Origin of the sequence: Pseudomonas sp. MWU13-3659 (assembly GCF_023757525.1) — a bacterium.
In the GTDB taxonomy this organism is placed as follows: domain Bacteria; phylum Pseudomonadota; class Gammaproteobacteria; order Pseudomonadales; family Pseudomonadaceae; genus Aquipseudomonas; species Aquipseudomonas entomophila_E.
In genome coordinates this window covers 1-24,946 of record NZ_JAMSHW010000036.1, presented here as the reverse complement: position 1 = coordinate 24,946, position 24,946 = coordinate 1, and the positions used below count along the sequence as shown (strand labels likewise).

The window sequence follows — 24,946 nt, the reverse complement described above, 5'->3', positions numbered from 1 at the left end:
TCAACGCATGTCGGGCAACCTCGCCTCGTTGCGCACTTCGGTCTTGGCAATGGCTTCCGGCGGCAACGAGATGCGCTGCTTGCTCAGCAGCTCACCCATGTTGGCCAGCAGGCGGTACATGGAGAACTCTTCGGTGTAGCGCACTTCGGTGTAGCGCCGGTTGGCGTTGTACAGCTCGTTTTCGCTGTCGAGCACATCGAGCAGGGTGCGCTGGCCCAGGCCGAACTGGTCCTGGTAGGCGGCGCGCACGCGTTGGGTGGTCTCGGCGTATTCGCGCGCGCTCGGCAGTTGCTTGCGCGCGTTGTTCATGGCGTTCCAGGCCAGGCTGAGGTTTTCGTTCAGCTCGCGCAGGGCATTGTTGCGGATGTCCATGGCCTGGTTGATCTTGTGCGCGTCGGATTGCAGGCGGGCCTTGTCGCTGCCGCCGCGGAACAGGTTGTAGCTGAGCTCGACGCCGGCCTGCCAGTCGTTGTTGTCGTGGCCTTTCTGGCCGCCGATGTTGTTGTTGGCGCCAGTGGCCAGCACCGCATCCAGGCGCGGATAGAAGGGCGACTTGGCCACTTCGTATTGTTGCTCGGCCGACTGCACATCGGCCTGGGCCGACTTGAGGTAGGGGTTGTTCTCCAGCATGCCCTGGCGGGCGCCCTGCAGGTCGGTCGGGACTTCGCCCTTGATGGTGGCCGGGGCTTCCAGCTCGTCGGGCATGCGCCCGATCACACTGAAGAAATTGGCTTCGGCATCGGCCAGGTCGACCTCGGCGGTGTCCAGGTTGTTCTCGGCCAGGGCGCGACGGGCGCGGGACTGGTCGAGGTCGGCGGTGCTGCCCACGCCGCGCTCGCTGCGCAGGCCGATCTGGTCATTGACCCGCAGGTGCGCCTGCAGGTTGTTCTTGGCCAGGGTCACCAGTTCGCGGCGCTTGAGCACTTCGAGGTAGACCTCGATGGCGCGCAGCGCCACGGTTTCGGCGGTGGCCTGGGTGTAGTAGGCGCGCGACGTGGCGACCGCCTCGGTGCGGCCGACTTCGTTGGCGGTGTTGAAGCCGTCGAACAGCATCTGCCGCAGGCGCAGTTCGGACTGGGTGTAGCTGAGGGTCTCTTTATTGTGGTTGCGCGTGCCATCGGCATTGAAACCACGGGTATTGGTGTTGTCCGAACGCTGCCGGCCATACCCGGCCACCAGGTCGACGGTCGGGTAGTACCCCCCGCGGGCGAATTTCACATCCTCGTCGGCGGACAGTCGGCTGTTGCGGCTGGCACTGATTTCAGGATGCTGGTCCACGGCGTTCTGGACGGCCTCGGTAATCGACATCGCCTGAGTGTTGGCACACGCCATGGCCAACAAAATCGCACTGGTGATGGGGGTTAAAACGCGCATGGGGTACTTCTCCCTGGTCTCAAAAAATGTCCTGCGATCGCCAATAAAATGACGAAATATAAGAATCAAACCGTTTCAGGTTTGTAACAACAGAGCTAAGAACATTTATAAGGCGAGCTAAGAAGAAATTTTCATAAGGTATATGCGAAAAAAAACTTATGCGGTCTAAGGAATCCGCGACATTGTTTCATTCAAGTGGTTACGGGAACCGGCTGGGACAGGCGTTTTTCGGGCCTCGGAGAAAGATCCATATTTTTTGCAGCTAAGGAAGCAGGGGAGGAAGGCGAAAGCGGAATTTGGCGACAAAAATTTGGCATCGAATGATGGCCACTGTCCAGTACCGCTATCGCGGAAGTCGTCACAGGGAGCGTGATTGCCCACGCACGTGACAGCAACGATCCGGCTGCCCTGTGCGTCGGGCGTTGCCTGCATGACCCGCCAGCCTTGGACTGCGAGAAACCCATCGGCAGGGGAGGCGTGCGCTCATGGCTAAGTTACTCGGTGTGGTCAGCAAGGTCGTCGGCCAGGTATTCGCAGTGGAGGGTGATAGCCATCGTCGGCTGGTGGTGGAGGGCGATCGCCTGTTCGCCGGCGAACAGCTGGAAACGGGGGCCGCCGGCGCGGTGTCCGTGCGTTTGCAGAACGGCGGTTTGTTGACCCTCGGGCGCGACAGCAGCCTGGCGTTGAGCCCGGAACTGTTGGCCAGCCACTCGCAACCTGCCCATGCACCGAATGCGGTGCCCAGCGATGCCCTGCTCAGTGATGTCGAGCGGATGCAACGGGCCATTGCCGCAGGGGCCGACCCGACCAAGGAAGGCGAAGCGCCAGCGGCGGGTGGGCACCATGGTGCCTTCAATGGCGAACTGGGGGGCGGGCACAGTTTCGTGCTGCTGACCGAAGTGGCCGCGCGTGTCGATCCCAACATCGGTTTTCCCACAGCGGGATTCAATGGCATCCCCGAGCTGGATAACCGGTACCTTGGCGAACTGGACCCGCACAATGATGAGGGGGCACCGGCAGTCGCTCCGTCACCCACCCCCGTTCCCGAGGTGGTGGACAACCCCGTCACGCTCAATGGCTTGAATGCCCAGCCAGGTGAACTGTCCCTGAACGAAGCCAATCTGCCCCAGGGCTCGGCGAGCAATCCGGCGGCACTGACCCAGTCCGGCAGTTTCACTGTCGTGGCGCCGGATGGCGTGTTCAACCTCAGTGTCGGCGGCATCAATGTGGTCACGGCAGGCACCGTGACCGGTGTGGGCCACTCTATCGTGACCGGGCTCGGCAACCTGCTCACCATCACCGGCTACAACCCGGCGACCGGTGTGGTCAGCTACAGCTACACCCTGACAGGTGCCGAACAGCATCCGAATGGCGATGCCACGGTCGGCGAACACTTCCCCGTGCTGGCTAGCGATACCGATGGCGATGTCGCCAGCGGCTCCCTGGATGTGATCATTCGTGACGACGCCCCCAAGGCAGTGGACGACAGCAACCCGGTGACCGCCACCGAGCAGCACCTGGAGCTGAGCGGCAACGTGCTGGGCAACGATATCCAGGGCGCCGACCGCATCCCCAGCGGCCCGGTCGTGGCCGGCACCTTCGTCGGCACCTACGGCACCCTGGTGCTGGCGGCGGACGGCTCTTACACCTACACCCTCAACCCCGATGACACCGACTTCAAGAACCTGCACGGCGGCGGCAATGGTGTGGAGCACTTCACCTACACGTTGAAGGACGCCGACGGTGATAGCAGCACGGCGATCCTGTCCCTGAACGTCACCAACCTCAACGACCCCGTGACCCTGGGGGGCCTCGGTGTGGAAGGTGGCGAGCTGACGGTATTCGAGAAGCACCTGGCCGACGGCAGCGCACCGAACCCAGGCGCGCTGACCCAGAGCGGCACGTTCACGCTTACCGCGCCGGATGGCCTGCAGACCCTCAGCGTGGGCGGCATCAGCGTGGTGAGCGGTGGTGTGGCGGCGGGCTTCCCGCAGTCGATCACCACGGCGCTGGGCAACACCCTGACCATCACCGGCTACAACCCGGCGACCGGCGTGGTCAGCTACAGCTACACCTTGCACGCAGCCTCGGACGCCAATGGGCTCAGCGAGCATTTCACCGTCATGGCCACGGACACCGACGGCAGCAGCGCCAACGGTACCCTGGACGTGAACATCGTCGACGATGCGCCCAAGGCAGTGGACGACAGCAACCCGGTGACCGCCACCGAACAGCACCTGGAACTGAGCGGCAACGTGCTGGGCAACGATATCCAGGGCGCCGACCGCATCCCCAGCGGCCCGGTCGTGGCCGGCACCTTCGTCGGCACCTACGGCACCCTGGTGCTGGCGGCGGACGGCTCTTACACCTACACCCTCAACCCCGATGACACCGACTTCAAGAACCTGAACGGCGGCGGCAATGGTGTGGAGCACTTCACCTACACGTTGAAGGACGCCGACGGCGATAGCAGCACGGCGATCCTGACCCTGAACGTCACCAACCTCAATGACCCGGTGACCCTGGGTGGTCTCGGTGTGGAAGGCGGCGAGCTGAAGGTCTATGAGAAAAACCTCACCGACGGCAGTGCCCCCAACCCAAGTGCGCTGACCCAGGGCGGCACGTTCAGCGTGACCGCCCTCGACGGCCTGCAGACCCTGACCGTGGCGGGCATCACAGTGGTGAGTGGCGGCGCTCCCGCAGGTTTTCCACAGTCGGTCACCACACCATTGGGCAACACCCTGACCATCACCGGCTATGATCCGGCGACCGGCGTTGTGAGCTTCACCTACCAGTTGCTGGACAACGAGGGCCATGCCAGCGGCCAGGGCGCCAACAGCCTGGTCGAGCAGTTCACCGTCAGTGCCGTGGACACCGATGGCAGCAGCGCCAGCGGCACCCTCGACGTGAGCATTGTCGACGATGTACCCAGGGCGCATTGCGACTTCGCCGATGTCACCGAAGGCGGCAGTGTCAGCGGCAACGTGCTGGCCAACGACGTGATCGGCGCCGATGGCCGCAGTGACGGCCAGTATGTGGTCGGCGTGCGCGCCGGGCACGACACCTCGACTTCGGCCAGCGGACACGTGGGCGAGCAGATCCAGGGCCTGTATGGTTACCTGGTGCTTGATGCCCAGGGCATGGGCACCTACCACGCCTATGCCAACCAGGATCTGCCGCAGTGGGCCAGCGACACCTTCGTCTACACCATTCGCGACGCCGACGGTGACGAGAGCACCGCCACCATCACCATCAACGTGCAAGACAGCAAGTTGCTGGCGGGCGTTGACGACGAAGTGAAGGTTTTCGAGAAAGCGCTCGACCTGAGCAAGGATGGCAATGACCTGGCTGCGGGCACGGTCACCGGCAGCAATCCCGGTTCGACCGCAGAAACGGCATCCGGCTCACTGGCAGGTTCGGTCAGCGGTGGCGTGGGTGCCCTGACCTACAACCTGGTCGGCAACGCGGTAGGGCAATACGGTCAGCTCCAGCTGAATGCGGACGGCTCCTACACCTACACCCTGACATCGGCACCGAATTCACCCAGTCATGTGAACGACGGCCCGAATATCGTGACCGAAAGCTTCACCTATCAGGTGAAGGACTCACTCGGCAACACCACCACCAGCACCATCGTAATCAGCATCGTCGACGATGTGCCCAAGGCCCACTGCGACTTCGCCGATGTCAGTCAGGGCGGCAGTACCAGCGGCAATGTACTGGCCAACGATGTGATCGGCGCCGACGGGCGCAGCGATGGCCAGTATGTGGTGGGTGTGCGCTTCGGCCACGACACCTCGACTTCCGCCATCGGCCATGTCGGCGACCCGATCCAGGGCCTGTACGGCTACCTGACCCTCGACGCCCAGGGCAATGGCACCTACCACGCCAACCCCAACAGCGTGTTGCCACCGTGGGCCACCGACCACTTCGTCTACACCATTCGCGATGCCGATGGCGACGAAAGCACCACCACCATCACCATCAACGTGCAGGACAGCAAGTTGCTGGCCACGGTCGACGATGAGGTCAAGGTCTTCGAAAAGGCCCTCGACCTGAACAAGGATGGCAATGACCTGGCGGCCGGCCATATCACCGGCAGCGAGCCGGGTTCCACTGCGGAAACCGCTTCCGGTTCGCTGGTGGGGTCGGTCAGCGGCGGCGTGGGCGGCCTGACCTACAGCCTGGTCGGCAACGCGGTAGGGCAGTACGGCCAGATCCAGTTGAATGCGGACGGTTCCTACACCTACACCCTGACGTCGGCCCCGAATTCGCCCAATCACGTGAACGACGGCCCGAACACCGTGACCGAAAGTTTCACCTACCAGGTGAAGGATTCGCTGGGCAATACCTCTACCAGCACCATCGTCATCGGCATCGTCGACGATGTGCCCAGGGCGCAGAACGATTTCGCCGGTGTGCAGCAGGGCGGCAACATCAGCGGCAATGTACTGGCCAACGATGTGATCGGCGCCGATGTGCGCGGCGATGGCCAGTACGTGGTGGGTGTGCGTTTCGGCCACGACACCTCGACTTCCGCCAGCGGCCATCTGGGTGAACAGATCACGGGGCTGTATGGCTACCTGACTCTCGATGCCCAAGGCAACGCCACCTACCACGCCAACCCCGACAGCGTGTTGCCACCGTTTGCCGCCGACAGTTTCGTCTACACCCTCCGTGATGCCGATGGAGACGAAAGCACCGCTGTCATCCGTATCAGCGTGCAGAACAGCCAACTGGTCGCCAGCCAGGACAATGACGTCACGGTCTACGAAAAAGCGCTGGACCTGCACAAGGATGGCAATGACCTGGCAGCTGGCAGCGTAACGGGCAGCGAGCCGGGCTCGACCGGCGAAACCGCCTCCGGCAGCCTGGTGGGTTCGGTCAGCGGAGGGTTCGGCGCCTTGACCTACAGCCTGGTGGGCAGCGCCACGGGCCAATACGGCCAGATCCAGTTGAATGCCGACGGCTCCTACACCTATACCCTGACCTCGGCACCGAAAACGCCTGGGGGCACGAATGATGGTGCAAATACGGTCGTCGAGCAGTTCACCTACAAGGCCACCGATGCGCTGGGCAACAGTGTTACCAGCACAATTGCCATCAACATCGTCGACGACGTACCAAAGGTCGAAAGCGCGGTGCGCAGCATCACCCCGGGCCAGGTGGATTCCAACATCCTGCTGGTGGTCGACGTCTCCAGCAGCATGAACTCGGGGTCTGGCGTCCCCGGCCTGACACGCCTGGAACTGGCCAAGCAGGCCATCAACACCTTGCTCGACAAGTACGATGACATGGGTGAGATCAAGGTGCAGATCGTCACCTTCTCTACCGGCGCGACGATGCAGACCCCGGTCTGGGTCTCGATCGGCGAGGCCAAGAGCCTGATCGCCGGGCTCACGGCCAGTGGCTCGACCTACTACGACTCGGCTGCAACCAAGGCCCAGGAAGCCTTCGTCAGCTCGGGCAAGCTGGTGGGGGCGCAGAATGTCAGCTACTTCTTCTCGGACGGCGAGCCCAGCGGTGGGCACTCGATCACCGCTGTCCGCGAAACCACCTGGGAAACCTTCCTCGACGACAACGGCATCAAGTCCTTCGCCGTCGGCATGGGCAGTGGCGTGAATGCCGGCAACCTCGACCCGCTGGCCTATGACGGCAGCAGCCACACCGACACCAACGCGGTGGTGGTCACCGACCTCAACCAGTTGGGCGCGGTGCTCTCCGGCACCGTGCAGGGCGCACCCATCACCGGCAGCCTCATGAGCGGTGGCGACTTCGGCGCCGATGGCGGTTTCATCAAGGCCCTGGTGGTGGATGGCACCACCTATACCTACGATCCAAAGGCCAATGCCGGGCAGGGAGGCTATGCCGCCAGCGGCGGCGTGGACAAGGCTGTGTTCGACACGGTTGGCAACAGCCTTGGCATCAAGACCAGCCTCGGTGGCACCTTGCTGGTGAACATGGATACCGGCGAATTCACCTACACGCCGCCGAAGGACGGCGGTGCCGGCCAGGTGGAGAAGTTTACCTTCACCGCCAGCGACAATGACGGGGACAGCAGCAGCGCCACGCTGACCGTGAACATCAACGGCAACGCCGCACCCGTGGCCGCCCCCGATCACATCATCACCAACATCAGTGGCGCTACGCTCAGCGTGCCGGCCGAGGCACTGCTGGCCAACGACAGTGATGCCGACCATGATCGGCTGAGCGCCGCGCCAACCACCTTCAACACCGGTTTTGCCGACAAGGGCGCAGGCTTCACCGCCGGCACCCAGGCCCAGACCCTTCAGTTCGACGGCACGCCGAACAAAGCCGAGAACCAGTTCCGCGACCTGGCGCGCAGCGAGTTCACCAGCCTGTCCGGGACCATGACCGCGGCGCTGGTGGTGGCGGGCTACCTCGGCATGATCAGCAACAGCAATGCCAACGATGAGGACACGCTGACCGTCACCTTGCGCAAGGGTGAAACCCTCACCCTCGACCATGACCGCCCCGCCGGCAACCTGATGATGGAATGGAAGGAGGCTGGTGGCAGCTACCAGGGCATCGCCGATGGCGGCAGCTTTACCGCCGCCCATGACGGGGTGTACAGCATCCACGTGGTCAACACCGACAACGCCTCGGGTAATAGCAAGGCTGCCGAAAACTACAAGCTGAGCCTGGTGGTGGACTACAGCAACGCAGTCAACGATGTGGTGCACGACACCTACACCGTCAGCGACGGTCACGGCGGCACGGCCACCGGTAACGTCGATATCACCTACCAGCCCGGTCATGTGCTCGACGGTACGGCAGGTGATGATGTGCTGCTGGCAGGGAGCGGTGACAACACCTTGAACGGTGGCGCCGGCAACGATGTGCTGGTGGCGGGAACTGGCAATGATCACCTGTACGGTGGCGAGGGTAACGACCTGCTGATCGCCGGGCCGGGCAACGACCTGCTGGACGGTGGCCTGGGCAGCGACACGGTCAGCTTCGCCAAGGCGGGGGCCGGCGTGGTGGTGGACCTGGGCCATGCCGGTGCGCAGAACACGGTGGGTGCTGGCGTGGACACCCTGACCAGCATCGAGAACCTGATTGGTTCGGCGTACAACGACACGCTCATCGGCAACAGTGGTGACAATGTGCTCAACGGTGGTGCAGGTGACGACACCCTGACCGGTGGCGGCGGCAACGATACCTTCGTCTGGCAGAAGGGGGACAGCGGCCACGATACCGTGACCGACTTCACGCCGGGCAGCGATCGCCTGGACCTGTCACAGTTGCTGCAGGGCGAGAGCGCCAGCAGTGCCTCGCTGGACGATTACCTGCACTTCAAGGTCAGCGGCACCGGCAGCAACGTGGTATCGACCATCGAGGTCAGCAGCGTCGCCGGCGCGGCACCGACCCAGACCATCGACCTGGCCGGGGTCGACCTGGCGCAGCATTACGGGGTGACGGCCGGAGCGGGTGGGGTGGTCGCCTCGGGGCATGACACGGCGACCATCATCAACGGCATGCTCAACGATCATTCGCTGAAGGTGGATACCGTGTGAGGCCTGTAGGAGCCAGCCTTGCTGGCGAACCGCTGTTCGCCAGCAAGGCTGGCTCCTGCATCGAAAGGTGCTCAACCCGGCCGGTGCAAGGTTTTCTGCTTGAGGATGTAGGCGCTGACCAGCACCGCGCTGGTCAGCATGAACAGCCGCGCCCAGAACAACGGCACCAGGTAGCACGACAGGCTGATGCTCGCCCACATCAGGCCGATGGCGTAGACCTTGCCCTTGAGCGGAATGCCTTCGCCACTGAGGTAGTCGCGAATCCACGGGCCAAGCCTGGGGTGGTTGACCAGCCAATCATGGAAGCGTGGCGAGCTGCGGGCAAAGCACGCCGCAGCCAGCAGGAGGAACGGGGTGGTGGGCAACACCGGCAGGAAGATCCCCGCCACCCCCAGCGCGACACTGAGCCAGCCGATGGCCAGCAACAGGTAGCGCACCACGTCGATCAGTGGTGGCGCGGCTTGAGCAGGGCGGGTTTCTCGTCCGGGGCGTGCAGCAGCAGGAACAGCGCACTCAGCGCCTCGGGGATCTGCACGATCATGTCGTCCTGCAGGTTGGCGTTCTTGGCGATGTCCTCGAACTCCGGCTGTTCATCGAACAGGCCGGAACCGACCATGATCGGCAGCAGCATCTCGCTGACTTCTTCCTCGGCGTTCTCGAACCAGGCCTCTTCACGCAGGAACACGCCCTCCATGAAGCCGATGCACCAGCCGCGCAGGTCGGAATCGTCCGGCTCGTCGGTCAGGTCCAGGTCGCAGGGCAGGTCGAATTCCTCGTCGCTGGCGAGCTGGCGGGCGATGTGGCCCTTGAGCGCGACCAGGGTGGCTTCGATCTCGGTGCGCTGGGCGTCACTGGTGTAGTGAGGTTCTTCGGCGAACAGCGCGTCGATCCATTCGCGTTCTGGAACTTCCTCGGAGCAGATCGACAGCGCGGTCAGGTAGCCGTGTGCGGCGACGTAGTCCAGCGCTTCTTCGTGCAGCTCATCGGCGTCGAGGAAGGCTTGCAGGCGGGTCAGTTGCTCGGCGAAGGACATTACAGGGCTACCTTGGGGAATAAACGATGGTGAATTCTAGCACCTTGCAGCGTTCGGGGGGCAAAGGGAACGTCTGTCACCGGGGCATGCCGGGTGGCGCGGCAGTCGGGTATACTTCGCGCTTTTTCGTGTCGGCCGGCGTTTTCGCGCCATCCGGCAAAAACCGCTTACGCATTCGCTGCGCGCGCGGCGGATTTATCGTCCAGCCTGAGTCGGGGTTGGTACGGCGATTTTGGAGTGGCAAATGCTCGAACAGGCTCAGCGCGTCCTCAAGGATGTCTTCGGTTACGACAGTTTCCGCGGGCGCCAGGCTGCGATCATCGAATGTGTGGCAGGGGGCGGCGACGCCCTGGTGCTGATGCCCACCGGCGGCGGCAAGTCGCTGTGCTTCCAGGTGCCAGGCTTGCTGCGCCCGGGCCTGACGGTGGTGGTATCACCGCTGATCGCGCTGATGGACGACCAGGTTGCCACCCTCGACGAACTGGGCGTGTCTGCCGCCGCGCTGAACTCCACCCTCAGCGCCGATCAGCAGCGCGACCTGGCCGGGCGCCTGCGCCGTGGCGAGGTGAAGATGCTCTACCTGGCGCCGGAGCGCCTGGTGCAGCCGCGCATGCTGGAGTTCCTGCGCGGCCTCGATGTTTCCCTGTTCGCCATCGACGAAGCTCACTGCGTCTCGCAATGGGGCCACGATTTCCGCCCGGAATACCTGCAACTGGGCCAGCTCGCCGAGCTGTTCCCCCACGTGCCGCGCATCGCCCTGACCGCCACCGCCGACATGCGTACCCGCGAGGAGATCGTCCAGCGCCTGCACCTGCAGGGCGCCGAGCGCTTCCTGTCGAGCTTCGACCGGCCGAACATCTTCTATCGCATCGTGCCCAAGGAGTCGCCGCGCAAGCAGCTGATGGCGTTCCTTGGCGAGCGGCGCGGCAACGCCGGCATCGTCTACTGCCTGTCGCGCAAGAAGGTCGACGAGACCGCCGCCTTCCTCTGCGAGCAGGGCTTCCCGGCGCTGCCGTATCACGCGGGCCTGGCCGCCGAGACCCGCGCGGCCAACCAGCATCGCTTCCTCAACGAGGAAGGCTTGATCATGGTTGCCACCATCGCCTTCGGCATGGGCATCGACAAGCCCAACGTGCGCTTCGTCGCCCACCTCGACTTGCCCAAGTCGCTCGAGGCCTACTACCAGGAAACCGGCCGCGCCGGCCGTGACGGTTTGCCGTCGGACGCCTGGATGGCCTACGGCCTGCAGGACATGGTGATGCTCAAGCAGATGCTGCAGAACTCCGAGGGCGACGAGCGCCACAAGCGCATCGAGCAGCACAAGCTCGACGCCATGCTGGCCCTGTGCGAGGAGACCCGCTGCCGTCGCCAGTCGCTGCTGGCCTACTTCGATGAAGTGCTGGAGCAGCCCTGCGGCCATTGCGACAACTGCGTCGACCAGGTACAGACCTGGGACGCCACCGAGCCTGCGCGCCAGGCCTTGTCGACCGTGTTCCGCACCGGCCAGCGCTATGGCGTGGGCCACCTGGTCGATGTGCTGCTGGGCAAGGACACCGAGAAGGTACGCAATTTCGGTCACGAGAAGTTGTCGGTATTCGGTGTCGGCAAGCCGCTGGCAGAGGCGGAATGGCGCTCGCTGTTCCGCCAGTTGGTGGCGCGCGGCCTGGTGGATATCGACCTGGAAGGCTACGGCGGCCTGCGCCTGTCCGACAGTTGCCGGCCGCTGCTGCGTGGCGAAGTGACGCTGCAGCTGCGCCGCGACCTCAAGCCGCAGACGGTGGCCAAGGCCTCCGGCGGCAGTGGTGGCAGCCCGGCCAGCCAGCTGGTGCGCGCCGAGGAGCGCGAGCTGTGGGAGGCGTTGCGCACCCTGCGGCGCAAGCTGGCCGAGGAGCACAGCGTGCCGCCCTACGTCATCTTCCCGGACTCGACCCTGCTGGAGATGCTGCGCAGCATGCCCACCAGCCTCAGCGACATGGCCCAGGTCAGCGGCGTCGGCGCGCGCAAGCTGGAGCGCTACGGCCAGGCATTCCTCGAAGTGCTCAATGGCAGTGGTGGCACGGAGGAGGCGCCCAAGGTGGTGCTGGACCTGCGCCACGAGCTGGTCAGCCTGGCCCGCGCCGGCATGACCCCAGCGCAGATCGCCGGGCAGCTCAATTGCAGCGAGAAGAACGTCTACAGCTTGCTCGCCGAAGCCATCGGCCGCCAGGAGCTGGGCCTGGAGCAGGCACTGGATCTGCCGGAGGACCTGATGATGGAAGTGCAGGACGCCTTCCTCGATGGCGAGGGCGAGTTACCACCGGTCTCCGCCGTGGCGCCGCTGTTCGGCCCGCGGGTGCCTGAAGGTGTCTTGTATTGCGTCAGGGCGGCGTTGGCGGTGGAGTTCGGGCTCTGATAGCCGGCATTTACGCCATTTGCTGACCTTTGTCATGCCCCGGCCGGATTATCCGACGTTTCCACTCGGCTGAATGTTGCCTGATCGGCTGGGGCATGGTTAGCTGACTAATAATTAGTTCTATTCAATGAGTTGCTTATGCCCCTGACCGACAACCAACACCGCTTCGGCATGCAGCTGGCCCAGATGTCCCGGGGTTGGCGCGCCGAACTGGACCGCCGCCTGGCCGGGCTCAACCTCTCCCAGGCGCGTTGGCTGGTGCTGCTGCACCTGGCGCGCTTCGACGAGGCGCCCACCCAGCGTGAACTGGCCCAGAGTGTCGGCGTCGAAGGCCCGACCCTGGCCCGCCTGCTCGACAGCCTGGAAGGCCAGGGCCTGGTGCGCCGGCAGGCGGTGATGGAAGACCGTCGTGCCAAGAAGATCGTGCTGTGCCCGCCGGCCAAGCCGCTGATCGACCAGATCGAGACCATCGCCAATGCCTTGCGCGCCGAGCTGTTCACCGGTGTCGACGAGGCCGACCTGGAAGTGTGCATGCGGGTGCATGCGAAGATCCTCGGTAATCTCGAGAAGTCCTGACCCTTGCGCGATCCCTGTAGGAGCGGCCTTGTGCCGCGAAAGGGCCGCAGAGCGGCCCCAGCGATCTTTGCCCGCCACTGAACCCTGGGGCCGCTACGCGGCCCTTTCGCGGCACAAGGCCGCTCCTACACAGGGCGTGGTGTCATTCGAACACCTTGCAAGACAGCTGCTCCCACCTGTCGTGGGAGTGGGCTCGTCCGGCGATGAATTCAGAAGGTGTGCCCCAGGTTCAGGTACACCGCCCGCTCATGGGCATCGTTGGCCCCATAGCTCAGGTTCAGCGGCCCCAACGGTGTTTCCAGCCCCAGGAACACACTTGCGGCATTGATGTAGCCGCTGTCGAACTCGTTGTCGTTGTTCCACGCCCGCCCGCGCTCCAGCGACCCGCCGATATACAGCGGGAAGTCCAGCGGCAGGTAGGCGCGTGGCGTCAGGCGGCGGTAGTAGACCATGCGCAGCAGGCTCATGTTCTGCCCGGAGACCGAGTCCTGGCGAAAGCCCGACAGCTGCCGTGCCCCACCAAACACAAAGCTTGAGGTGACCACCTCCGCTTCATCCAGCGTGCGCCCATACTTGCCGCCCAGCACCAGGGTGTTCGGCCCGCTGCTGAAGGCCTTGTCCAGGTTGAACAACCATTGCCGGTAGCTCTGGTCCGAGTCCAGCGACTTGTCGTACTTGCGCACCGTCAGGCCGATGTCCTCGCCGCTGTGGGGGAAGTAGACGTTGTCGAAGGTGTCGAAGGAATACTTGAGCTCATAGAACCCTTCGTCGAAGCTGACCTTGGGCAGGTCCTGGTCGCCGATGCGCACATCGGCCTCGCCCCAGGCCTTGCCCACGCCCAGGCGCACCTCGCCATAGGTGCCGATCTGCCGCCCGACATTGAGGCCGAACCCATAGCGCTCCAGGCGGTACTCGGCGACCGGGTCGTTGTCGAGGGTGGCCTCGACGTTCTGCGAGCCGAAGTCGAGGTAGGGCGCAATGAAGTAGCGCGAACCGACATCCAACGGCTGGTAGAACTCGGTATACAACTCCTGCTGGTCACCGATCTGGGCGCGGGTCAACCATTCGGCGCCGAGGCGGTTGATGCCGTTGACTCGGTAGCTGGCACCCAGGTTGAAGGCGCTGTCGCCGCGCAGGTCGTCGGTCAGGTTCAGGCCCAGGCGCAGGTAGTCGGTACCCCCGCGCCGGCCTCTGGCATTGATCACCAGGGTGTTGTCGTCGCCCTTGTGCACCACGCGGTACTGCACCTGGTCGAAGTAATCCAGCCCGTACAGGGTGCCCATGTCGGTCTGCAGGCGGTCGAGCTCCAGCGGCTCGCCGATAGGCTGGCGTATGTAGTAGCGGATCACGTCATCGCTGACCTTGGAATCGTTCTCCACCTTGATCGCGGTGATGATCGGGGTGCGCTGGCGGGGCGAGCGGGCCATCGCCAGGTTGCTGTCGGCATCGGGCTGGCGCAGCCCGGCCAGGCGTGGCGCCAGTGCGGCAGTGGCGCGGTAGCCGGCATCGATCATGTCATGGGCGCGGCCGAAGTCGGTGACGCCGAAGCTCGCCAGTGAGGGTTGCACCAGGATGTCTTCGCGGCGCAGGCTCGCCAGTTGTTCCTCGGAGTTGCGCCGGGTCATCAGGGTGATCGACTGGTTGAGCACATCGACCACCGTGGCCAATTGTTTGCGGTTGCGCAGCGGGGTGCCGATATCGACGACGATGGCCAGGTCCACGCCCATTTCGCGCACCACGTCCAGCGGGATGTTGTCGGTCATGCCGCCATCCACCAGCAGACGCCCGTCGAGCTCCACCGGGGCGAACACTGCGGGGATCGACATGCTGGCGCGTATCACCTTCGGCAGGTGGCCGCGGCGGAACACCACCTTCTCGCCGCTGGCGATGTCGGTGGCCACGGCGCGGAAGGGGATGGGCAGTTTGTCGAAGTCGCGGATGTCGGCCGTATGGGCCAGCTTGCTTTCCAGCAGCAGCGCCAGGTTCTGGCCCTGGATCACGCCCAGCGGCAGGCCCAGGCTGCCATCGTCGCGAAAGCTCAGCTTCTGCTTCACGAGAAAATCGCGGTCGTCCTGCTTGCGGCGAAAGGGCACGTCCTTGCGCGGCGGCGCGTCCGAGAGTGCCTGTTGCCAGTCCAGGGTGGTCGCCAGCTTTTCCAGCTCCTCGACACTGTAGCCGGAGGCGTACAACCCGCCGACTACCGCGCCCATGCTGGTGCCGGCGATGGCATCGATGCGCACACCTTGTTCTTCCAGGGCCTTGAGCACGCCGATGTGGGCAATGCCGCGGGCAGCACCACCAGACAGCACCAGGCCGATTTTCGGCCGGGCCTGTTCGGCGGCCAGCACGGTGAGGGAGGTGAGCGTCAGCAAAAGGCAGAACAGCAGGCGGCGCATCGTGAGTCTCAAACCAAGGGGTAAAGACCGCTAGTATAAGCGGCCCCCTCCGAGGAGATATGTCACATGGCCAACAGCCAACCTGAAATCGTCATCACTTACTGCACCCAGTGCCAATGGCTGCTGCGTGCCGCCTGGCTTGCCCAGGAACTGCTAAGCACCTTCAGCGACGATCTTGGCCGAGTGGCGCTTGAGCCTGGTACCGGAGGGATCTTCCGCATCACCTGCGACGGCGTGCAGATCTGGGAGCGCAAGGCCGATGGCGGCTTCCCCGAGGCCAAGGTGCTCAAGCAGCGGGTACGGGACCAGATCGACCCGCAACGCGACCTGGGGCACAACGATCGCTGATCAGGCGCCTTCGGTGAGTGGCCGCTGTTTCACCGGCTGTTCGGCACTCAGGCGGCTGGACAACACGATGGCGAAGATGATCAGCGCGCCACCGGCGAGCATGCTCGGGGTCGGCTTCTCGGCGAACACCGCCCAGGCCACGGCGATGCCATAGACCGGCTCCATGCCGAACACCACCGCCGCCGTGCGCGCCTTGATCACCGCCAGGCTGGCGACGAACAGGCTGTGGGCCACCCCCGTGCAGAAGATGCCCAGCAGGGCGATCCACAACCAGTCCATGGGGGCCACGGCCGCGAGGCCAGGGGTGGCCACGGGTAGCAGGCACAGGGCCACCACCAGGTTCTGCCACAGCGCCGCCTGCACGGCGGGCAAGCGCCCGGAACCCGCCCGGTTAGTGAGTGACAGCAGCGAGAACAGCAGGCCCGAGAGCAATGCCCAGAGCAGCCCGCCGGTGGCTTCGCTGGCCAGGTCGAACGCGGGCGTGACCAGCACCAGGCCGATGCTCACCAGCAGTACCAGCAACGCTTCGTTGCGCCGGATGCGCTCGCGGAACAACAGGCCCTCGAGGATGACGGTGAAGGCCGGGAAACTGGCAAAACCGAGCGTGGCGATGGCCACGCCGCCGACCTTGACCGCGATGAAGAAACTCACCCAGTGCCCCGCCAGCAGCACGCCGCCGAGCAGCAGACGGCGCAGGTCGCGACCATGGAGCGGCTGCCAGGCTTGGCGGGCGAGGCCGGCGAACAGTCCCAGGGCGAGCACGGCGAAGGCGGCACGGCCGAAGACGATGATCGCGGGGCTGGCACTGGCAGCCAGCTTGCCGAAGACGCCGGTGAGGCCGAAGAACAGCGCGCCAATGTGCAGGGCGCCGAGGGCGGTGCGGTGGTTCATGGTGGTCCTTTGGATTTTGGGGGCTTGCGAAGGCCCTTTCGCCGGCAAGCCGGCTCCTACGGGTAGGGTGCTGGTCTGTAGGAGCCGGCTTGCCGGCGAATAGGTTGGCTGCAGTCTAAAAGGTGCAGCTAACGCTGTCTGTCGCGCACCTCGCGTCAGTTGTCGCCAGACTCTCGCCGCAAGGCCAGCGGCGAGCTGCCGAAGGCGCGCAGCATTGCCGCACTGAACGTACTCTGCGAGCCATACCCCACCCGCGCGGCGATCTCGCCCACTGGCAGCAGCGTTTCGCACAGCAACCGTCGGGCCATGAGCAGCCGCCGCTGGCGAATGTAGTCCATCGGGGTCATGCTGCGCTCGCTGGCGAACCGCGCATGCAGCCGCGCGCTGGACAGCCCGGCCAGCCTTGCCAGGTCTGCAACCTGCAGCGGGTGGGCGGCATGGCGTTCGATATGCGCGTCGAAGGCGGCGTAGGGCAGGCGCTTGCTGGCGATCACTGGCGCACAGGCCTGCGGCGTCAAGCTGGCCAGCAGCAGGACGGCACCCTGGCGAGCGATCAGTGGATCATCCACCGGGCTGCTCGCCAGCCAATCCACCAGTTGTTGCTGACGGTTGTCCAGGGTCAGGGCGCCGGGGCGGTCGAGCAGGCGGCGACTGTTGTCGGCGTGGCTGCCCAGGTGTTCACCGAGCCAGTGCTCATCCGGCACGTCCAGCACCAGGCAATGGCTGCCACTGGGGCTGCCGCAGGTGTGATGCGCACCGGCCGGCACCACCATCAGGTCCTGGCGCTCCAGCTGTGCGCCACGGCCCTGTACCTCGAAGTTCAGGCGACCACCCAGACCGAACACCAGCTGCGGGTGGTCGTGGCTGTGGGCGATCAGGTCGTGGCGGTAGTGGCGCAGCGAAAGCAGCGAGCCGGTGCTCATGGGGGATTTCCTCGAGGGCAGGGGGGCAGTGTACACCCAGTGCCAGGCCCCACGCAGGATGGTCATGGGACTGCCACCGGCCTGTCATGCCTGCCTGCCAGTCTCCAGCAAACAGTGCCGGAGCCTGCCCATGACCCATGCCGAACTCGCCCGCCCGTCACGCAAGCAGCGTGTGCGCACCCTGTGGATCTCCGATGTGCACCTGGGCACCCGGGATTGCCAGGCCGAGCACTTGTCGAGCTTTCTCAAGGGCTACCAGGCCGATCGCATCTATCTGGTCGGCGACATCATCGATGGCTGGAAGCTGCGCAGCGGCATCTACTGGCCGCAAGCCCACACCAACGTCATCCGCCGGTTGCTGACCATGAGCAAGCGCGGTACCGAGGTGATCTATGTCACCGGCAACCATGACGAGTTCCTGCGGCGTTACTCCAAGCTGATCCTCGGCAATATCCAGCTGGTGGACGAGGCCGAGCACCTGACCGCGGATGGCCGGCGCCTGCTGGTGGTGCATGGCGACCAGTTCGATGTGATCACCCGCTACCACCGTTGGCTGGCCTTCCTTGGCGACCGGGCCTACGAGTTCACCCTGGTGCTCAATCGCTGGCTCAATCATTGGCGGGCTCGCTACGGTTACGGCTACTGGTCGCTGTCGGCCTACCTCAAGCACAAGGTCAAGGGCGCGGTGAACTTCATCAGCGACTTCGAGGATGCGATTGCCCATGAATGCACCCGGCGAGGTTTCCAGGGGGTGGTGTGCGGGCATATCCACCATGCCGAAATCCGCCGGGTGGGGGAGGTGGAGTATCTCAACTGTGGCGATTGGGTGGAGTCCTGCACGGCGTTGATCGAGCACTGGGACGGGCAGATCGAGCTGTATCGGTTTGCCGAGGCCCAGGCGCAGTTGGCGTCGCTGGGCGAGCCGGCTTGATCCTGCCCCTGTAGGAGCGGCTTCAGCCGCGATCACCTGCGAAGCAGGTGCCAGATACCGTGATGTCCGTATCGCGGCTAAAGCCGCTCCTACAGGGCTGCCTTGTAGACCGACTGCCGCGGCTGGGCGAACACCCGTTCCAGCATCGGCTCGAAGAACACAAGCGGCAGGCTTGCGTAGTCCGGGTCGAATGCCGCCGCGTCATACCGGGCACAGAACTCGATGGTCCGCTGATACTGCGGGTGCTCGCTGAACTGCTCGCGCAGATGCCGATCCATGCCCAGGTGGTGAAAAAAGTAGTAGCCCTGGAAAATCCCGTGCTGCTCGACCATCCACAGGTTCTCGGTGCTGACGAAAGGCTTGAGGATGGCCGCGGCGATATCCGGATGGTTGTAGCTGCCCAGGGTGTCGCCGATGTCGTGGAGCAGGGCGCAGACCACGTACTCCTCGTCGCGCCCGTCACGGTAGGCGCGGGTGGCGGTCTGCAGCGAGTGGCTCAGGCGATCGATGGGGAAACCACCGAAATCACCGTCCAGCAAGCGCAAGTGGGCCAGGATGCGTTGCGGTAGCTGGCGGGAATAGGCGCGGAAGTCGTCGGCGATGATCGCCCAGTCCTGGGCCGTGCCGTTGCGCATGTGGTTGAAGCTGGCTTGTTTGTTCATTGCCTGAGCGCCACTGCTGCCAAGTATGCTGCCAGTGTTGGCCAAGCCCCAGGCTTTGGCAGTGGCCAGGCGGGACGCGAACCTGGCCCAGCGGGCCGATCAGAGGCTGATGCGCCCCAGCAGGATGTCGCGGAACATGGCGAAGTCGCCCACCAGGCTGTACCAGGGATGGGTGAAGGTGGCCGGGCGATTTTTCTCGAAGAAGAAATGGCCGACCCAGGCAAAGCCGTAGCCGGCCAGCGGTACGGCCAGCAGCAACAGCCATTTGCCGCTGGCGAGGGTGTAGGCGAGCAGGGCGATCACCAGGCTGGTGCCGATGAAGTGCAGGCGCCGGCAGGCGGCGTTGCTGTGCTCGCCGAGGTAGTAGGGGTAGAACTCGGCAAAACTGCGGAACTGCGCGGTGCTGGTCATGGCGGTGCTCCGGAAGTCGCGGGTGCCTACAGCATACACGGCGTGGAGCCTGAATCGAGTCTAGAGTCATTGATGGCCCCGGCCAGTGACAATGAGCGCCAATTGAGTATCCTTTCGGTTCACCGCAGGAGCGGTCAGCACAAGAAGCCTGTCATGAGTGAGAGAACCACGTCAGCCAGCTGGGCATCAGGGATTGTCAAGGCGCTCGAGCTGGAAGGGCTCGATTGCCGGAGCATGTTCAAGCAACTCGGGCTCGATTTCACTGCGCTGGACGACCCCGATGCGCGTTTCCCCCAAGACGCCATGACGCGCTTGTGGCAGCTGGCAGTCGAGCTGTCCGGCAACGAGGCCATCGGCCTTAACATGGCCAGGGTGGTGCGGCCGGCCTCCTTTCATGTGGTGGGCTATGCACTCATGTCCAGCCGCACCCTGGCCGAGGGTTTCGAGCGCCTGGTGCGTTACCAGCGGATCATCGCTGAAAGTTCTGACCTGAGCTTTCGTCTGGGGCCTGAAGGCTACGCCCTGGTGCTCACGGTGCATGGCGATCACCTGCCGCCGACCCGGCATAGCGCCGAAGCTTCACTGGCTTGCGCGCTGTCCCTCAGCACTTGGCTGAGCGGGCGGCCAATACAGCCACGCCGGGTGCTTATCCAGGGGGCGCAACCGCGCAATGTCGAGCCGTACAAGGTGGCGTTCCACGCGCCACTGGTATTCGGCGCGCCCCACGACGCGCTGGTGTTCGAGCGTGCCGACATGGAGGCGCCGCTGCCCACGGCCAACGAGGCGATGGCGGTGTTGCACGATCGTTTTGCCGGTGAATACCTGGCGCGCTTCTCGGAGAGCCGCGTGACACACCGGGTGCGCCAGGTGTTGTGTCGTATCCTGCCCCAGGGCGAACCCAAGCGTGAAACCGTGGCGCAGGCGCTGCACCTGTCGCAGCGCACCTTGCAGCGTCGTCTGCAGGACGAGGGCACCAGTTTCCAGACCCTGCTGGATGACACCCGTCGGGAGCTGGCCGAGCAGTACCTCGCCCAGCCGGGGACGACGTTGCTGGAAACCGCCTACCTGTTGGGGTTCGCCGACCCGAGCAATTTCTACCGTGCGTTCCGCCGCTGGTTCGACGCCACCCCGAGCGAGTACCGTGCGCGCCTGGTGATCAGTGACGCCAGAACGCCGGCATGCACAACACCAGCACCGTGATGATCTCCAGGCGGCCGAGCAGCATGCCTGCGCTGAGGATCCACTTGGCGGCGTCCGGCAGGCTGGCATAGTTGCCGGCCGGCCCGATCACCTCGCCCAGGCCGGGGCCCACGCCCGAGACCGTGCCGGCGGCGCCGGTCAGCGCGGTCATCCAGTCCACGCCCAGCAGCGACAGCAGCAGGGCGATGATGCAGATGGTGATGGCGAAGAAGAACGAGAAGGTCAGGATCGAACGCACGATCTCTTCGTCGAGGCGGTGGCCGTTGTACTTCTGCTTGATCACCGCGCGCGGATGGATCAGCTGGTTGAGGTTGGCCTTGAGCAGGATGTAGGCGACCTGGAAGCGGAAGATCTTGATGCCGCCCGCCGTGGAGCCGGAGCAGCCGCCGACAAAACCGAGATAGAAGAACAGCATCAGCGAGAAGTTGCCCCACATGCTGTAGTCGCCCAGGGCGAAGCCGGTGGTGGTGACCACCGAGGTGACGTTCAACGCCACATGGCGCAGGGCATCGAGCCAGTGCAGGTCGGTGGTCGCCCAGTACCAGGTGCCGAGGACCAGCCAAGTGGCCACCAGCATGGCGAGCAGGCCCTGCACCTGCTGGTCCTTGATCAGCGCCTTGCGGTGCCCACGCAGGGTGGCCACGTACAGGGTGAACGGCAGGCTGCCCAGGATCATCACCACCACCGCGACCCAGTGCACCGCCGGGATGTCCCACTTGGCCAGGGACTGGTCGGAGGTGGAGAACCCGCCCGTGGAAATCGCCGACATGGCATGGTTGATCGCGTCGAACGGGCTCATGCCCGCCCACCAGAAGGCCAGGCTGCCGAACACGGTGATGCCGACGTACACCGCCACGATCGACTTGGCGACCATGTGCGAGCGCGGCATGACCTTCTCCGAGCGGTCGGAGGATTCGGTCTGGAACAGGCGCATGCCACCGATGCGCAGCAACGGCAGGATCGCCACCGCCATGCCGATGAAACCGATGCCGCCCAGCCAGTGCAGCATCGAGCGCCACATGAGGATGCCCGGCGACATGGTGTCCAGCCCGCTGAGCACGGTGGCGCCGGTGGCGGTGATGCCGGACATGCTTTCGAAGAAGGCGTCGGTGTAGCTGATGTGTTGCGTGAGCAGGAACGGCAGGGCGGCGAACACGCACACCACCAGCCAGCTGCTGACGGTCAGCAGGTACATGTCGCGGGGGCGCAGGTGCACGTGCTCGGGGCGCCCGGGCATGACCAGGCCGAGCCCTGCAACGAAGGTGATCAGGCTCGACCAGAGGAACGACGGCATGTCGCCGGTGCGCTCGAAGACCACCAGGGTCGCCATGGGCACGACCATGCTCACCGCCAGGGTGATCAGGAAGATGCCGATGATGAAACCAATGATCCTTAAGGTCGGCAATGCCATGTGATCTGCCCTGACTCGCAACGGAAAGGGCGCCATTTTAAGCGGCAAGTTGCAAGCTGCAAGCGCCAAGCACCAATGAGGCGTGCACAGGCTGTTTTCTTGTGGCTTGCAGCTTGAAGCTTGCAGCTTGAGAATGGCCGCACTTTCAACTTGCCAGGAGGGTAGCCGATGGAGGCTCTCGACGCATTGCTCAACCGTGTTTCCGTGCCACGCCTGACCGACCCCGCGCCCAACGCCGCCCAGCGCGAAGCGCTGTTCCAGGCCGCGCTGCGCGCACCGGACCATGGCCAGCTGCGTCCCTGGCGCTTCCTGACCATCGAAGGCCAGGGCCGGGAGAAACTCGGCGAGCTGTTCGCCGAAGCGGTGCAGGCCAAGGGCGATGCCACCCCGGCCGCGCTGGACAAGGCCCGGGCGATGCCGCTGCGCGCGCCGTTGCTGATCGTGGTGGTCGCCCGGTTGCAGGACCATTTCAAGGTGCCGAAGATCGAACAGCGTCTGGCCGCTGGCTGCGCCGCCCATGGCATTCTGATCGCGGCGCATGCCCAAGGCATCGGTGCGGTGTGGCGCACCGGCGACATGGCTTTCGATGCCCATGTGCACAAGGGCCTGGGGCTGGAGGCGAACGAGGAAGTGATCGGCTACCTGTATGTGGGGACGCCGATGGGTGAGCCGCGCACGGCACCGGTGCTGGAGACCGCCCAGTACGTCAGCGCCTGGGGCGAGTGAGGCAGCAAGGGCTGCTGCGCAGCCCATCGCGGGTAAGCCCGCTCCTACAGGCCAGGGCCTTACCGCAGGCCTGTAGGAGCCAGCCTTGCTGGCGATGCCCGGCATAGCCGGGCCAGGATCTTTCAACCCACGCTGACGTCACAGGGCAACTCCAGTGTTGCGGCAAACCCACCCTGCGGGTGATTGCTCAACGTCAGCGTCCCACCATGGCGCTCCACGGCCTTGCGCGCAATCGCCAACCCCAAGCCATGCCCCGGCGCATCCTGTCCCGGCGCGCGGAAAAACGGCTCCCCCAATTGCGCCAGGTACTCCGCCGCCACCCCGGGCCCATGATCACGCACGCTCAACACGATCCGCTCCTGCTCGCGGCGCGCGAGGATCTCGATCGGCTGCCCTGCCGGATTGAACCGCAAGGCATTGCGCAGCAGGTTATCCACCGCCCGCTCGATCAAGGTCGGCCACCCCTGCAGCACCAGGCCTGGCTGTGCTTCCAGTTTCACTTCCTGCTCCGGTGCGCTGAGCTGGGCATCCTTGCGCACGCTGCCCAGCAGGGCGTTGAGATCCACGGGTTCGGCGTGGGCCTGCTCGGCATCGACCCGGGCCAGCACGAGGATTTCGCTGATCAGGTCCTCCAGCCGGTCGCATTCACGGGTCAGGCGCGGCCACAGGGCCTGGCGCTGCTCGGGCTCGGCGCGCTCGGCCAGGGCCAGGGCAATGCGCAGGCGCGCCAGCGGTGAACGCAACTCGTGGGAGACATCGCGCAGGAGCTGGCGCTGGCTGCCGATCAGGCTCTGCAGGCGGGCACCCATCTTGTTGAAGTCGTTGGCCAGCACACCGAACTCGTCACGGCGCACGGCAAGGCGGGCCAGGCTGTTCTGCTGGTAGCTGGCCTGCCCCAGGTCATGCACGGCGCCGCGCAGGCGGCTGAGCGGGCGGGTGATCGACAGGGTGACCAGCAGGCTGAACAAGGTCAGCACCACCAGGGCGATCCCCAGGGCACTGAGTGGCCAGATCAGGCTCTCGCGATGCCAGGCGGCCAATTCCGGGTGGGGGATACGGTAGATCAGCAGGTAGGTTTCACCGCTGGTGGGGCTGGTGTATTCCTCGGTCAGGCGGCGCCAGGGCAGGCGGCGTTCGTCGTTGTGCTGGCGCGCCTCGAAGGCGGCGGCGCGGCGCGGGAAGGTACCGGGCACCACGGCGTCACCGCTGTCGTCGAGCACCTGGACGTCGATCCGGTAGCGTTGCTTGCGCCGTTCCAGGAAGCGCTGGGATGACTCCAGGCCTTCCTGTTCAAAGTGCTGGGCCCAGTGGCTGGCCAGGTTGTTCAGGCCCGGATGACGGCTGAGGATCCAGGCATCCTGGTTGAGCATGTGGCCGAGCAGGATCGACAGGCCGGCAACCAGGGTGATGGCCAGCCAGAAGCTGGCCAGGATGCGCCAGAACAGTGAACGCACGACAAGCACCTCCATGAAACGAACAAAGCCCGGCCCGCACTGTTGCGGGCCGGGCTGCGGATGGACAGCTTACTGGGCCTTGGTGGCTTTTTCAGCTTTCCAGGCCTGGAACTCCTGCCATTCGGCCTTGCGCGCGGCGCGTTCCTTCTGCAGATCGTCGAATTTCTTCTGCTGGTCGGGCTTGAGCAGGGCGCGGATCTGGCCTTCGGTCTTGTCGTGGCTGGCCTTGATCTCGTCCTTCATGGCCTTCTGGTCGGCGGCGGGCAACTTGTTGATGTAGCGCTCGGTGATGTCGCGGCGCTGTTGCATCTGCTCGCCCATCAGCTTGCCGATCTGCTGGCGTTGGTCGCGGCTCAGGTCCAGTTGGGCGAAAGGCGCGTCACCGCGATGATGCGGGCCGTCGTGACGCGGGCCGCCTTCAGGCATGGCCATGGCCACGGTCGGCAGGGCGGCGGCGAACATCAGGGCGATAAGGGTCTTGCGCATGGTGTGTCTCCTGTCGTGGGCCGGTGTTTACCGGATGAGCCCAGTCTAGGGAAAGCAAGGTCAAGGGCGGTCAGGCGAGGGTAAAGGCTGGGTAAAGATCAAGAAGGTTACGTGAACCTTGTAGGAGCCGGCTCGCCGGCGAACAGGCCGGGCCAGTGTGGCTGGGTTCGCCGGCAAGCCGGCTCCTACAGTGA

Annotated in this window: 18 protein-coding genes; 7 read left to right on the top strand and 11 right to left on the bottom strand. The window is 64.8% G+C overall.

The features are described 5' to 3' along the window. A complete protein-coding gene (locus NGM28_RS25490) occupies positions 1–1,374 on the bottom strand; it encodes a TolC family outer membrane protein (RefSeq protein ID WP_240063613.1) in 1,374 nt (457 codons plus the stop codon). Between the two features lie 485 nt (positions 1,375–1,859). Here NGM28_RS25490 and NGM28_RS25485 point away from each other — a divergent pair, with 485 nt between their 5' ends. Beyond that, positions 1,860–8,912, top strand: a complete 7,053-nt coding sequence (locus NGM28_RS25485; protein WP_252092066.1) for a retention module-containing protein — start codon at positions 1,860–1,862, stop codon at positions 8,910–8,912. 71 nt (positions 8,913–8,983) lie between these two features. Here NGM28_RS25485 and NGM28_RS25480 read toward each other — a convergent pair whose 3' ends face one another. After that, positions 8,984–9,349, bottom strand: coding sequence for a YbaN family protein (locus NGM28_RS25480; RefSeq protein ID WP_240063611.1), 366 nt, complete (start codon positions 9,347–9,349; stop codon positions 8,984–8,986). An 8-nt stretch (positions 9,350–9,357) separates the two neighbouring features. Then, positions 9,358–9,945, bottom strand: coding sequence for a YecA/YgfB family protein (locus NGM28_RS25475; RefSeq protein WP_011535005.1), 588 nt, complete (start codon positions 9,943–9,945; stop codon positions 9,358–9,360). A 244-nt stretch (positions 9,946–10,189) separates the two neighbouring features. On the opposite strand from NGM28_RS25475, the gene recQ reads away from it, so the two are divergent. Continuing rightward, entirely contained in the window at positions 10,190–12,337 is a 2,148-nt protein-coding gene (recQ, locus tag NGM28_RS25470; protein ID WP_252092063.1) for a DNA helicase RecQ, read from the top strand. 138 nt (positions 12,338–12,475) lie between these two features. Beyond that, positions 12,476–12,913, top strand: a complete 438-nt coding sequence (locus NGM28_RS25465) for a MarR family transcriptional regulator (RefSeq protein ID WP_240063609.1) — start codon at positions 12,476–12,478, stop codon at positions 12,911–12,913. A gap of 209 nt (positions 12,914–13,122) precedes the next feature. Here NGM28_RS25465 and NGM28_RS25460 read toward each other — a convergent pair whose 3' ends face one another. Next, the gene (locus NGM28_RS25460; protein ID WP_240064364.1) at positions 13,123–15,309 is read right to left on the bottom strand and encodes a patatin-like phospholipase family protein; all 2,187 of its coding nucleotides are present in this window, start codon (positions 15,307–15,309) and stop codon (positions 13,123–13,125) included. A gap of 66 nt (positions 15,310–15,375) precedes the next feature. Between NGM28_RS25460 and NGM28_RS25455 the strand changes: the two genes are divergently transcribed. Then, on the top strand, positions 15,376–15,657 hold the full coding sequence (locus tag NGM28_RS25455; protein WP_240064363.1) for an Rdx family protein: 282 nt from the start codon (positions 15,376–15,378) through the stop codon (positions 15,655–15,657). On the opposite strand, the gene NGM28_RS25450 is transcribed toward NGM28_RS25455, so the two are convergent. Beyond that, positions 15,658–16,548, bottom strand: a complete 891-nt coding sequence (locus tag NGM28_RS25450; RefSeq protein ID WP_240064362.1) for a DMT family transporter — start codon at positions 16,546–16,548, stop codon at positions 15,658–15,660. A 155-nt stretch (positions 16,549–16,703) separates the two neighbouring features. After that, positions 16,704–17,471, bottom strand: coding sequence for an AraC family transcriptional regulator (locus NGM28_RS25445; protein WP_252092062.1), 768 nt, complete (start codon positions 17,469–17,471; stop codon positions 16,704–16,706). A gap of 130 nt (positions 17,472–17,601) precedes the next feature. Between NGM28_RS25445 and NGM28_RS25440 the strand changes: the two genes are divergently transcribed. After that, a complete protein-coding gene (locus tag NGM28_RS25440) occupies positions 17,602–18,402 on the top strand; it encodes a UDP-2,3-diacylglucosamine diphosphatase (protein WP_252092060.1) in 801 nt (266 codons plus the stop codon). An 89-nt stretch (positions 18,403–18,491) separates the two neighbouring features. On the opposite strand, the gene NGM28_RS25435 is transcribed toward NGM28_RS25440, so the two are convergent. Both NGM28_RS25435 and NGM28_RS25430 read right to left on the bottom strand, forming a co-directional pair. Beyond that, entirely contained in the window at positions 18,492–19,064 is a 573-nt protein-coding gene (locus NGM28_RS25435) for an HD domain-containing protein (RefSeq protein ID WP_252092059.1), read from the bottom strand. Between the two features lie 99 nt (positions 19,065–19,163). Next, positions 19,164–19,475 carry an Mpo1-like protein gene (locus NGM28_RS25430; protein WP_011534996.1) on the bottom strand — a complete coding sequence of 104 codons (312 nt, stop codon included), beginning with the start codon at positions 19,473–19,475 and terminating at the stop codon, positions 19,164–19,166. A 153-nt stretch (positions 19,476–19,628) separates the two neighbouring features. On the opposite strand from NGM28_RS25430, the gene NGM28_RS25425 reads away from it, so the two are divergent. Then, positions 19,629–20,675 carry an AraC family transcriptional regulator gene (locus NGM28_RS25425; RefSeq protein ID WP_240064358.1) on the top strand — a complete coding sequence of 349 codons (1,047 nt, stop codon included), beginning with the start codon at positions 19,629–19,631 and terminating at the stop codon, positions 20,673–20,675. Here NGM28_RS25425 and NGM28_RS25420 read toward each other — a convergent pair. Continuing rightward, the gene (locus NGM28_RS25420) at positions 20,632–22,086 is read right to left on the bottom strand and encodes a TrkH family potassium uptake protein (RefSeq protein ID WP_240064357.1); all 1,455 of its coding nucleotides are present in this window, start codon (positions 22,084–22,086) and stop codon (positions 20,632–20,634) included. The genes NGM28_RS25425 and NGM28_RS25420 overlap by 44 nt on opposite strands. A 168-nt stretch (positions 22,087–22,254) precedes the next feature. On the opposite strand from NGM28_RS25420, the gene NGM28_RS25415 reads away from it, so the two are divergent. Then, a complete protein-coding gene (locus NGM28_RS25415; RefSeq protein ID WP_252092056.1) occupies positions 22,255–22,812 on the top strand; it encodes a nitroreductase family protein in 558 nt (185 codons plus the stop codon). Between the two features lie 122 nt (positions 22,813–22,934). On the opposite strand, the gene NGM28_RS25410 is transcribed toward NGM28_RS25415, so the two are convergent. Further along, positions 22,935–24,281, bottom strand: a complete 1,347-nt coding sequence (locus tag NGM28_RS25410; protein WP_252092054.1) for a sensor histidine kinase — start codon at positions 24,279–24,281, stop codon at positions 22,935–22,937. A 54-nt stretch (positions 24,282–24,335) separates the two neighbouring features. After that, positions 24,336–24,752, bottom strand: a complete 417-nt coding sequence (locus NGM28_RS25405) for a Spy/CpxP family protein refolding chaperone (protein WP_240064354.1) — start codon at positions 24,750–24,752, stop codon at positions 24,336–24,338. Positions 24,753–24,946 lie beyond the last annotated feature (194 nt).